The following is a 12,120-nucleotide window of genomic DNA, read 5'->3' on the forward strand; positions in this document are numbered from 1 at the left end:
GCCTCGGTGTCGGGCTTGGCCGCGATCGCCGCGCGCCGCGCCGCCACCTCGTCGAGCACCGCCTGGTCCTCGCAGTTGGCGATGACGAAGTTGGCCTTGTGGAACTCGCCCTTCTTGAGGTCGAGGAAGCGGCTCTCGGGCGCGCCCGCGTTGCGGTTGTCGAGGATCTCGAGGCGCGCGCCCCGGGGCAGCGTGAGCTGGTCGAGGCGCAGCACGTGCGTCACCGGCTTCAGGCCGTAGAGGCTCCACTTGCCCTCGACGTCGGTCACCACGTGCGTGCCGTCCTCCAGGTACAGCCGCACGCCCGGCACGCCGATCTCGTCGCCGCCCTGCTGCTTGCCGTCGCGCTTGCAGTCCATGTAGACCTTGCCGAAGGCGAAGGCGTCGTCGGCGAACACGCCGCCGGTGACGCGCAGCGTCCAGCTCGCGAGGTTCGACTGGATCGGGCCCGAGTTGGCGCGCGCGCGGTTGATGGCGTCGCCTTCGGTCGGCGCGCCGACACCGATGCGCACGCGGTAGCGCACCATCGCCGACTGGTCGGGAGCGATGACCAGCGAGGGGTAGTCGAAGATCAGCCCCGGGCCGGCGCCGCCCGCGGGGTTCGGCACGATGGCGCCATTGAGCCGCACGCTGTTGGCCACGTAGGCGAAGCCCGGCGGCAGCGTATCGCTCAAGGTCACGCCGGTGACAGGAAAGCCGGTCTTGTTGGTGACGGTGAGCGCGTAGTCGACGAAGTCGCCGAATTCCGCCTGGCGCTTGCTGCCGTCCTTGCGCAGCACCAGGCCCAGGATGTTGCCGGGGTCGAGCGGAACATGGTTGTTCGCGGCCTCGCACATCTGCCCGTCGGACTGCATGCCGGTGCGCAGCTTGAAGTAGTGGGTGGTGGGCTCGCCGTCCTGCGGCGCGGCGGTGTTCGGCACCACGGCGCCGCAATTGGCGAAGGTGCCGGCGGTCGCGGGCAGGATCCGCGATGGCGCCACATAGCCGCTGCCCGCCGGCGGCGCGACCGACAGTTCATAGGTGCACATGCCGCGGGTCTGCGGCGTCAGCATGTAGAACTGGTAGGCGCCGTCCGCGGCGGTGTTCATCGACACGCTGCCGTTCGGGTTGAAGGTGTAGAGGCCCGAGCTGCCGCCGTAGAGCTCGGCCTCGGTGATCGGCGTGACCGCGGCGTTGCCGCACGACTGGCGCGTGTAGGTCGCCACCGCGCCCGCCACGGGCTGGCGCGTGAGCGCGTTGTAGACCACGCCCTGCGGATCGACGAGCAGCGAGCGGGCCGTGGCCATGGTGGCGGCCAGCACCGAGCGCGGCTTGACGTTGACGGTGTTCTGGTCGAAGGCCGCGGCCCAGGCCTTGTTGCTCAGCGAGACGCGGCTGCCGATCGCGGCCGGCTTCTCGGTGACGCGCACGGTGAAGCTCAGCTGCTCGCTCTCGCCGGGCGCGAGCGCGCGGCTGCCGTCGGTGAGGCTCAGTGCCACCTCGGTGGGGAACTGGTAGGGGTCCGCGCTCTCGTCCTGGGTGCGGTTGCAGGTGGCCCGGCCCGTGAAGCCCGCTGCCGCCACGAGACGGCCGCCGGCCACCTTCGGCCGGCTCACGAGCTCCCACGACGCGATCTTGCCCTCGGCCTGGTCCATGTCGAAGGTGCAGTCGAGGTTGTCGATCAGCCGCAGGTTGGGCGCGGGCGCCGTGCCCAGGTTGCTGACCTTGAGCACGTAGTCGAGCTCGAACACGCCCGGCGAGACGCGCCGCGCCATCGAGGCCTGCTTGCTCAGCGACAGCGTCGGCAGCTGCGTGGCCACCGGCGTGGGCTGGGTGTTGTTGTTGGGATTGCCGTCGCCGTCGGGGTCGGGGTTGTCGCCGTTCATCGAGTCGTCGACGGCCACGGCCGCGCCGCCGGCCGACAACGCGCCCGAAGCCTTCACGCTGTTGAGCAAGGTGCCGGTGCGGCCCGTGAAGTTGATGCGCGCCTCGAACTCGACGTTGACCTGCGCGCCCGCCGGCAGCACGGCGCCGTCGACCAGCAGCTTCTGCGCGCTCGCCGTGCCCTTGAAGGCCGGGTTCGCCGCCGCCACGATGCCGCCGCCATTGCCGGTGGCCGCGGGCACGATCGCGACCGAGCCCGGCACGATGGTGTACTGGTTCGGGCCCGGCACGGCCGCGGCCGTGTAGCTGCCGAACTGGGTCTCGCCCGGCCCTTCCATCAGGTCGGTGGCCTGCACGTCGTGGAGCCACGCGGCGCCGTAGTTGCGCAGGTTGACGCGGAAGCGCACGTTGGCGGTGCCGTCGGGCTTGCCGTCCGCGCCCTGGTTGAGCCGCGGTGCCGAGGCGGACTTCGCCACGCCGATGCGGGCCTGGCTGGTGGCGATCACCACCGTGTTCGACGGCGCGGTCGCGGGGCCGGTGCCGTCGTCGTACTGGCCGTGGGCCGTGTTGCGGATGTCGTCGCCAGGGTCGGCATTGACCTTCACGGCGAACTGCATCGCGATCGAGCCGTTGCGCACCAGCGGCTCGGGAACGCCGATCGCGACTTCGACCGCCGAGGCGTCCTCGGCCGTGCGATAGCTGAAAGGCGGATCGGCCGGCAGGCGGTAGAGCTTGATGGCCTGCGCGGCCGCGCTCTGCAGCGTGCCCGCGATGTACTGGGTGCCGGCGGGCACCACGTCGCGCACCAGCACCAGCGCCCTCGGCGCGCCGTTCACGAGCAGCGGCGTGTTGGTCGGCGCCACCACATTGCTCGGCTTCGCATCCTGCGCGCCGATGTTGGTGCCCGTCACCGTGAAGTCGATGCGCGTCTGGCCCGGCACGACGAAGCCGGGATAGCTCGCCGACTTGGCGAGGGCCAGCGCCGCGGCGTCGCCCACGATCACGGTGTCGCGGTTGCTGGCCTGCAGGCCCTGCAGCGCCGTGGTGGCCGTCAGCCCGAGGCAGGCCGTGCCGCGCGCGGCCATCGGGATCGTGCCCTGCACCAGCAGCGAGGCGGCTTCGCCCGGCTTGAGCGTCAGCGCGCCCGGCTTGTCGAGCGCGAGCACCGGGTCGGCGGGATCGGACACGCCGTTGTTGTTGGCGTCGCGCAGCAGGCGCAGCGCCGACAGGTCGAGCGTGTCGGCCGCGCAGCCGGCCGCGTTGTTCGCCAGCGCGAGCGCGTAGCTCGAGACCACGTTGCCGGTGTTGCTCAGCAGGTGGCTCAGCGTGACGATGCTGCCGGGCGGGCGCGAGAGCGTCTGGTCCTGCGTGAGCACCAGCGCCTCGACCGGCAGCACGGTGGCGATCACCTCGTTGGAGGAGATCGTCTCGGTCTGCGCCATGCCGCCGGGCACGTAGGTGCCGGTGGCGATGCTGCGGATGACCGTGCCGCCCGGCGCGGCCGCGGCGTTCGCCTGCGCCATGCCGCCGAGCAGAAACACCATGCCCGCGGCGAGCGCGGCGGCGAATCCGCGCCACGATCGCAGGCTGGAGCCTCGGAGCTTGGAAGTCGACAACATGCAGTGAACTCTTGGAAGGTCCGGCCGCTGACCGGAAGAAAAAAATGGAAGAGGGGAAGACGGGCCGGGGCACCTTTCCCTTGCACCCTCGTGCGAGGACGCAAGGGAAAGGCGAACTGCCTTTGCGATGGAGAGGGAACCGGCAGGCCGAAGCCCGCCGGTTCCATCGTTCAGCCGACGCTTACTTGTTGACCTTCACCGAGAAGGTCAGCGTGGCCTTGCCGCCAGGCGCGACCGTGTTGGCCGCGCTGCCGCACGACACCGAGCTCGCGGTCGCCGTGTAGTTCGCTTGCGCGAAGGCCGGCGTCACGCCCGCGGAGGCGCACTGCTCCGAGGGCTGCGCACCGTCCGGTGCGGCCGTCAGGCTGGTGTAGGCAGGCACCGCGTCGTTGATCGACATGTTGGTCACCGGCGAGGCGCCTTCATTGGTCGCGACGATGCGGTAGACGATGCACTGGCCCGGCTTCACGGCAAGTGCCGCCGACGAGGTCGGCGCCTCGGTGCCATCGCAGTTCTCGTCCTTCGCCTGCAGCTTGATCAGGCGCATCTGGCCCGTGATCACGGTGGTGATGTCGGTCGCCGAGGGCTCGCCGCACTTCGCCTGCTCGGGGAAGGTCACGGTCACGGTGGCCGTGTCGGTGGTACCGGCCGTCGCGCCGCCCGGTGCGAACACCTTGACGAGCAGCTTGTGCGCCTTGCCGCCGCTGAGGTCCACGGTGGGACCGACCTGGCCGTTGGCACCCACCAGCGTGTCGCCGGTGTCGATCTGGCCGTCGCCGTTGTTGTCCAGGTACAGCGCGGTGGTCCAGCCCGCGGTCACGTCCGCGACCGGCAGGACCGCCTTGATGTTGAACTGCGTGCCGCAGCTCTGCGCGCCGGTGATGGTCAGCGTGTGGGCATAGACCACCGAGCCGCCGGGAGCGACCTGGCCTTCGTTGTTCGGCGTCAGCGTGGCACCCCAGGTGTCGGCGCCGATCACCTTCACCGCATCCAGCTTCGTGTCGATCGCCACGGCGCCGGTGGAGGTCGGGCTCGTCGAGCGCACCTGGAAGTAGATCAGCTGGGCTTCGACCGGTGCCTGCGAAGCGGGCGGGGTCACGCAGGCGTCGACCGCCACTTGCGTACCGGCGGCCACGTTGACCGTGGTCATGCCGGTGGCCGCGCAGGTGGCGCCGGCAGCCACGAACTTCACCGTCCAGCCGCTGGGCAGGCTGCCCGGGAAGCTGTTGGTCTGGCTCGCCGCAAGGCTGAAGGCGTTGTCCAGGCTGTCGTTGTTCTTGATGAACAGGTTGAAGACAGCAGGCGTGCCGGCCGGCGTCGTGGTGGTGGTCGTCGGGGTCGGGCTCGGGCCCGTGCCCACGTCGCCGTTGCCGGTGTTGCCGGACGTACCGTTACCGCTGGCGGTATTGGTCATGTCGACCAGCACGCCGATCAGCTTCGACAGGATGTCGCGCGTGGCATCGAACTTGGTGCTGTCCTTGGTCGACGTACCCAGCACGATGGCCTCGAACGATTGGGTCGGAATCGACGCGGGCGCGCCCAGCGTGACCGCCAGGACGATCTTGACGCTCTGGCCGGGCCGGATCGGACCGGTGTCGACGATGCCGTCGCTGTTGTTGTCGATCAGCGGCGCGAAGCCACCGTCGGCGAAGAAGCGGAAGGTCGAACCCGCGGGGAACTTGCTGAGGTCCGCCGTGAGGTTCACGATGTCGTCCGCATTGCCGGTGTTGAACACCGTCTGCGTGAACTTCACCGTCGAACCCGCGACGCCGGAGGCCAGGGTGGTCTGGTCGGCATCCGTCAGCAGCGGCTTGCCAGGCTCGGCGTCCTTCGAAGCGACCGGGCTGGCCGTGGGGTGCGCGGAGCCGAGCACGATGCCGAAGGTGCCATCCACGATGAAGGGCTTGTCGTTCGTCGGCGTGGTCGGGTCGGTCGGCGGATTCGTGGTCGTCTTGTCGTCCGGCACCTTCTCGGGAATGTAGTCCGCCCGGTTGGTCGTGGTCGTGCCACCGACTTCGGCGGTGCTGTTGACCAGCACGACGAAGCTCACGGTCTGCGTCACGTTCGGGGCCAGCGAGGACACCAGGAAGCTCAGCTTCTGGCCGTTCGCGAAGAAGTCGATGCCGTTCGGATCGTCCGCGGAGCCGGCCGCGTCACCCAGGGCCCGGCCCGGTGCGCTGCTCCAGACGGCGGAGCCCGGCACGTAGGTGAAGCCGCTCGGCAACGTGTCGGTCATGTAGAACTTGCCGGCCGCGCCACCCGTGTTGTTGAACTGCAGCGTGTACGTGGTGTACGAGCAATTCGGGTCGTTCGACGTCGCGCCCGCGATCGTCGCCTGGCAGGAGGCTGCCGAGCGCGGACCGTGGTCCTTCGCCGCGGGCCAGACGCCGCCGTTGGCGACCCAGCTGACGGCCGGGACCCTCAGGCTCTTCGAGGCATTGAATGCCGCGTCGACCGTGAGGACCACGTGGTCGAGGTCGGCCGCCTTCTGGTTCGCCACCTCGTACAGGTCGAGGGTCGCGGGCACTGCGTTGATGGTCGCGGGCCGCGGCGAAGTGAAGTTGGCCGCCGTTGCCGTGCTCGGGATCGAGTACGCCACGACGAACGGGAAGGTGCCATTGCCACCCGCCACCGTCTGCGCGGGCACCGTGCAGACTGCGTTCGGGGCGACCGAGCACAGCGCGGTCGTGCTGTCGGGCAGGCCATCGGCGTCGGCATCGGCGAACACCTCGATCTTCGAGAAGCCATCCGGCGCTGCCGTGGTGTTGTCGATGGTGATGGTGAACTTGTCGCTGCCGTTGCCGGTGTTGGTCAGCACGTGAGGCGCGTAGACGATCGCGCCCGCGGCGCCGATCTTCTTGTTGATCACGTCGGTGGTCACCGTGGTCCGGCCGTCCAGGTTGAACGAGCCGACCTGCTGCACCGTCGTCTGCACGAGGTTCGAGGTCGCGAGCTGGCTGGCGCCATTCGGATCGAGGTAGGTGGCCGAAGCCTGGTTACCGATGATGGTGTTGGCAGGCGGAGCCGCAGCGAGCGCATCGCTTCCGAAAAGGAAGCTCAGGGTCAGAGCTGCGGCGCCCGCCCAGAGCGTACGCGGCACGGGGCCGGCACGACGGGCTGACAAGGTAGGAATCACGGGGTTTCTCCTCGGTGGTTAAGGGTCTTGAAAAAGCGGACGAACGCACCCCGGCCGGCGATTTCCAGCAGGAAACCGGCAAAAAAGACGGACGGGGTAGAAAGAGGACAGACCGTCAGCGCGGCGCGAGGCCGACGGTCGTCAGCGGCGCCGAATCAGGGCGCGGCGCGCGGAGCCTTGAGCGGCTCGGCCGTGGCTGCGGATGCAGCGGCTGCAACGGGCGCGGCAGGCGGCACCACTTCCTCGACCTTGGCGCGCGCGGTGACCGCGGTCACGCCCTTGGCGGGCAGCTGGCCGAGCTCCCAGCGCAAGCTGCGGTACTCGTTGTAGGGAACGGGCTCCGACTTGCCGTTGACCTGGCGCGCCAGCGGCTCGGGGGCGAAGATGCCCTCCTTGGTCGCCGCCTTGACCAGCGTCGCGCCGGGCTTGGCACTCCTGGGCAGGTATTCCAGCCCCTCGGGAATCGGCAGGTTGGCCACCAGGCCGCTGACGGTGCGGCCCGTGTGATTGGTATAGGTCGCCGTGTATTCCAGGATGTCGCCCGGCTTGACCGAGGCGGCCTCGACCAGCTGCTCCTTGCCCTGCGGGCCCTTGACGACCTTGGACTGCTTGAGCACCACGGCCACGCCCTTTTCCTGCGCCGCCTCGGCCGCCGCGGGCGCGGTCTTCACGCCCTGCGCGGCCGCCAGCCCTGCGCCGCCCAGCGCCACCACCACGCCGAGCCCCAGGCTCAAATGAACGGTCAAACGGGCCATCGGCCGAATGAACGAATTCCAACGAGATGTACTTTCAGTCGACATGAATTACCTCAACCTTCCACAAGATGAAAATCAACCGACTTCACGCCCTGTCCTCTGCGAAGTGGTCAGCGGGAGATTGGCCGCAATAACACTTCACAAAATAAAAGAGAGTGAACGCTTATTTTTCTTGAGGTTACAGCACCTTCGCTAACAAGACTGAGCAGGCCTGATGTGCTGCACAAACTTACGTAAAGAACATCAACTTCTTCACAGGCTGATTTTCGTGATATGACAAATGTGTATTTTTTAAGCGAATGTTCATTCTTTTTCTGATGCGGATTCGCCTCGAACCGTCGATCTGTCGCGGGGATTGACCCGCGGCCCTCCGCCATGGCACAACGCCGGCCATGGCAGCACCCGCCGAACCCGGCGCCTACCCGGCGCACCTCGTCGAAGACTGGCGGCTTCGCGATGGCCGCGCGGTGCGCATCCGGCCGATCCATGCCGACGACCTCGCGATGCACACGGCCTTCGTCGCGGGCCTGTCGGACCGCACCGGCTACCACCGCCTGCTCTCGCCGCGCAAGCCGCAGCCCGACGAGCTCTGGCGCATGACCCACATCGACTACGCGCGCGAGCTCGCGCTGATCGCCACCACCGAGGTCGATGGCGCCGAGCAGCAGATGGGTGTGGTGCGCTACGTGCGCGGCGACACGCCCGAAACGGCCGAGGTGGCCGAGTTCGCGGTGGTGATCGCCGATGCCTGGCAGCGCCACGGCCTGGCCGAGAAATTGATGCGCGTGCTGATCGCGGCGGCGCGCGACGCGGGCGTGCGCCAGCTGGCCGACATCACGCTCTACGACAACCTCGCGATGATCGCGCTGGCGCGCAGGCTGGGCTTCAAGGTGCAGCGCGATGCGGGCAATCCGAACGTCAGCCGGCTGCGTCTCGCGCTGGACGCACCGGCATGACTCCCGCCTACTGCCCGAGCAGCCCCAGCTTCGACACCACCTTGCCCAGCGGCTTGCGCTCGCCGACGAAGCCGACCGCCACGTAGCGCAACGCCTCGGTCGGCACGCTCGCCACCGCCTCGCGGAAGGCCGCGTAGTTGGTGGTCTGCTGGCCCTGCACCGGGAAGTCGATCACGTCGCACTCGGTGTTGGCGAGCGCCTTCTGCCGCACCGCCACGAGTTCGTCCTGCGAGGCACCGAGCACCGCGATGCCGATCGGGATCAGGCCCGGATGCGACCGGCCCGAGGCATCGACCAGCGGCGCGCCGACCAGCCCCGGATGGCGCTGGCCGACGGTCAGCGCGACCACGGCCGCGGCATTGGCGGCCAGGCCCGGCGGCAAGGCGGCGTCGACGACGATGACGCAGCGCTCGGGCAGCGCGGCAGGAGAAGGATCGGTCTGACTCATGGCGGGTGAAAGAAGAAAAAATTGAGTATCACTTAATCATAAACCAGCCATAAATCAGCGATCAACCACCACCAATTCGACCTCTCGATCCTATTTTATGAGTACAACTCAATCACGGATGCAGGCACCGCCATCCCATCCGGCACGCTCCATGCGTCGCCCGTTCCACCCCGAAAATCGCACCGAAGAGGGCCAAGTAACTAAGTTAAACAAACTTAAAACTACTTCCTTATGATGCGAAACCTTTTTTCGCCGGAAGCAGAGAGACCCGTCCATGGTTCAGCTCGCGTTGCGTCGTCCGTACACCTTCATCGTCATGGCGATGCTGATCGTGCTGGCCACGCCCTTCGTCCTCTTGCGGATGGCCACCGACATCTTTCCGGAGATCAATATCCCGGTGGTGTCGGTCATCTGGAACTACACCGGCCTGCCGGCCCAGGAGATGGGCCAGCGCATCTCGGGCCAGGTGGAGCGCGGCCTGACCACCACCGTCAGCGACATCGAGCACATCGAATCGCAGTCGCTGGCGGGCGTGTCGATCATCAAGGTGTTCTTCCAGCCCACCGCCAACATCGAGATGGCGATCTCGCAGGTGGTGGCCTCGATGCAGGCCCAGGTGCGGCAGCTGCCGCCGGGCATCACGCCGCCGCTGGTGATCAAGTACTCGGCCTCGAGCGTGCCCGTGATCCAGCTCGCGCTGTCGAGCCCCACGCGCTCTGAGAACTCCCTGTTCGACGCCACCGTGAACCAGCTGCGCCCGCAGCTCATCACGGTGCCCGGCGCGGCGATCCCCTTTCCCTACGGCGGCAAGAACCGGCTGATCTCGGTCGACCTCGACACCCAGGCGCTGCAGGCGCGCGGCCTGTCGCCGTCGGACGTGGTGAACGCGATCAACACGCAGAACCTGATCCTGCCCTCGGGCACCGCCAAGTTCGGCGCCACCGAGTACGGCGTGCGCATGAACGGCTCGCCCGACGCGATCGCGGGCCTCAACGACCTGCCGATCCGCACCGTGAACGGCGCCACCGTCTACGTGCGCGACGTGGCCTACGTGCGCGACGGCTTCTCGCCGCAGACCAACGTGGTGCGCCAGGACGGCGTGCGCGGCGTGCTGCTGTCGGTGCTGAAGAACGGCGGCGCCTCCACGCTGGACATCGTGGCCAATCTGCGCGCGATGCTGCCGGTGGCGGCGCAGACCATGCCGCAGGACATCAAGATCACGCCGCTGTTCGACCAGTCGGTGTTCGTGAAGGCGGCCGTCAAGGGCGTGGTGTTCGAAGCCATCCTGGCCGCCGCGCTGACCGCCGCGATGGTGCTGCTGTTCCTCGGCAACTGGCGCAGCACGCTGATCATCGGCCTGACCATCCCGCTGTCGATCCTGGCCTCGATCCTGGTGCTCTACGGCCTCGGCGAAACGCTCAACCTGATGACATTGGGCGGGCTCGCGCTCTCGGTCGGCATCCTGGTCGACCAGGCGATCGTGACCATCGAGAACATCGAGCGCCACCTGCACATGGGCACGCCGCTCAAGGAGGCGATCGAGGTCGGCGCCGGCGAGATCGGCAACGCGGCCTTCGTCTCCACGCTGTGCATCTGCATCGTGTTCGTGCCGATGTTCTTCCTCTCGGGCGTGGCGCGCTTCCTGTTCGTGCCGCTGGCCGAGGCCGTGGTGTTCGCGATGCTGGCCTCCTACCTGCTGTCGCGCACGCTGGTGCCCACGCTGGTGATGCTGCTGATGGGCGGCGTGCACGGCCAGCAGGCCGACGAGAACGCCAAACCGAGCGCTCTGCAGCGCGTGTACCGCGCCTTCGACCGCCGCTTCGAGCGCGTGCGCCGCGCCTACACGCTGCTGCTGTCGGCGCTGCTGTCGCGCCGCGGCGGCTTCATCTCGGTGTTCCTCGGCTTCTGCCTGCTGTCCTGCCTGCTCTATCCGGCGCTGGGCCGCGACTTCTTCCCGACCGTGGACGCCGGCCAGATCCGGCTGCACATGCGCGCGCCCACCGGCACCCGCATCGAGGAGACCGCGCGCCTCACCGACCAGGTCGAAGCGGCGATCCGCGAGCTGGTGCCGCCCGACCAGCTCGAGACCATCCTCGACAACCTCGGCGTGCCGAACAGCGGCATCAACCTGTCGTACAGCAACGCCGGCACCATCGGCACCTTCGACGCCGAGATCCTGATGTCGCTGAAGGACGGCCACCGGCCGACCGAGGAGTTCGTGACCACGCTGCGCGCCGAGCTGCCCAAGCGCTTCCCGGGCATCGAGTTCTTCTTCCAGCCGGCCGACATCGTCACGCAGATCCTCAACTTCGGCCTGCCGGCGGCCATCGACGTGCAGTTCAGCGGCAACGACATCGCGGGCAACGCGGCGCGCGCGGCCGAACTCACCAAGGCGATCCGGCAGATCCCGGGCGCGGTCGACGCCCACGTGCACCAGCGCCTCGACGGGCCCTCGGTGGACCTGACGATGGACCGCTCGCGGCTGCAGCAGTACGGCCTGACCGCCTCCAACGTGGGGCAGAACGTGCTGATCGCGCTGTCGGGCAGCTCGCAGACGGCGCCGGCCTACTGGCTCAATCCGCAGAACGGCGTGGTCTACAGCATCGCGGTGCAGACGCCGCAGTACAACGTCGACTCGCTCGATTCGCTGCTCAACATCCCGGTGGGCGCGGGCGGCGCGGCCGCGGCCGGCGGCGCGCAGCAGCTGCTGGGCAACCTGGTCGACGCGCGCGCGGCGCGCCAGCCGGCGATCCAGTCGCGCTACAACATCGCGCCCGTGATCGACGTCTACGTCAGCGTGCAGGGCACCGACCTCGCGAGCGTGGCGAGCAAGGTGCAGGCGCTGGTCGACGAGATGCGGCCCAAGCTCTCGCGCGGCAGCCGCGTCGACATCCGCGGCCAGGTGCAGACCATGCAGTCCTCGTTCATCGGCCTGGGCGTGGGCCTGGCGATGGCGATCGTGCTGGTCTACCTGCTGATCGTCGTGACCTTCCAGTCCTGGCTCGACGCCGCGATCATCATCACCGCCCTGCCCGCCGCGCTGGCCGGCATCGCCTGGATGCTGTTCATCACCGGCACCACGCTGAGCGTGCCGGCGCTCACGGGCGCGATCATGACCATGGGCGTGGCCACGGCCAACTCGATCCTGATGGTGTCCTTCGCGCGCGAACGGCTGGCCGCGGGCATCCCGCCGCTGTCGGCCGCGCTCGAGGCCGGCGCCACCCGCATCCGCCCGGTGCTGATGACGGCGCTGGCGATGATCATCGGCATGATCCCGATGGCGCTGGGCCTGGGCGAAGGCGCCGAGCAGAACGCGCCGCTGGGCCGCGCCGTGATCGGCGGC

General features: G+C 68.5%; 5 protein-coding genes and 1 pseudogene. 2 read left to right on the plus strand and 4 right to left on the minus strand.

Going from position 1 to position 12,120, the window contains the following annotated elements; translation table 11 throughout:
• The 3 genes and pseudogenes from AC27VN_RS18495 to AC27VN_RS18505 all read right to left on the minus strand — a co-directional run.
• Window positions 1-3,482: pseudogene (locus AC27VN_RS18495) on the minus strand (hypothetical protein); the annotation flags it as partial.
• Between the two features lie 181 nt (window positions 3,483-3,663).
• A complete protein-coding gene (locus tag AC27VN_RS18500) occupies window positions 3,664-6,618 on the minus strand; it encodes a hypothetical protein (RefSeq protein ID WP_296778367.1) in 2,955 nt (984 codons plus the stop codon).
• 155 nt (window positions 6,619-6,773) lie between these two features.
• Window positions 6,774-7,373, minus strand: coding sequence for a hypothetical protein (locus AC27VN_RS18505; protein ID WP_296778371.1), 600 nt, complete (start codon window positions 7,371-7,373; stop codon window positions 6,774-6,776).
• 392 nt (window positions 7,374-7,765) lie between these two features.
• Here AC27VN_RS18505 and AC27VN_RS18510 point away from each other — a divergent pair, with 392 nt between their 5' ends.
• Window positions 7,766-8,329: a GNAT family N-acetyltransferase gene (locus tag AC27VN_RS18510; protein WP_296778374.1), complete on the plus strand. Its 564-nt coding sequence runs from the start codon at window positions 7,766-7,768 to the stop codon at window positions 8,327-8,329.
• Between the two features lie 7 nt (window positions 8,330-8,336).
• Here AC27VN_RS18510 and AC27VN_RS18515 read toward each other — a convergent pair whose 3' ends face one another.
• The gene (locus tag AC27VN_RS18515; RefSeq protein WP_296778376.1) at window positions 8,337-8,777 is read right to left on the minus strand and encodes a DUF2000 domain-containing protein; all 441 of its coding nucleotides are present in this window, start codon (window positions 8,775-8,777) and stop codon (window positions 8,337-8,339) included.
• 274 nt (window positions 8,778-9,051) lie between these two features.
• On the opposite strand from AC27VN_RS18515, the gene AC27VN_RS18520 reads away from it, so the two are divergent.
• The coding region (locus AC27VN_RS18520; protein ID WP_490877464.1) for an efflux RND transporter permease subunit at window positions 9,052-12,120 on the plus strand (3,069 nt) is incomplete at its 3' end.

The sequence above is a fragment of the Variovorax sp. 20P10.2.4 genome, assembly GCF_058244205.1.

Coding starts and splice junctions, on each gene's coding strand:
- AC27VN_RS18505 (WP_296778371.1), bottom strand. CDS start 7,373: ATGGCCCGTTTGACCGTTCATTTGAGCCTGGGGCTCGGCGTGGTGGTG.
- AC27VN_RS18510 (WP_296778374.1), top strand. CDS start 7,766: ATGGCAGCACCCGCCGAACCCGGCGCCTACCCGGCGCACCTCGTCGAA.
- AC27VN_RS18515 (WP_296778376.1), bottom strand. CDS start 8,777: ATGAGTCAGACCGATCCTTCTCCTGCCGCGCTGCCCGAGCGCTGCGTC.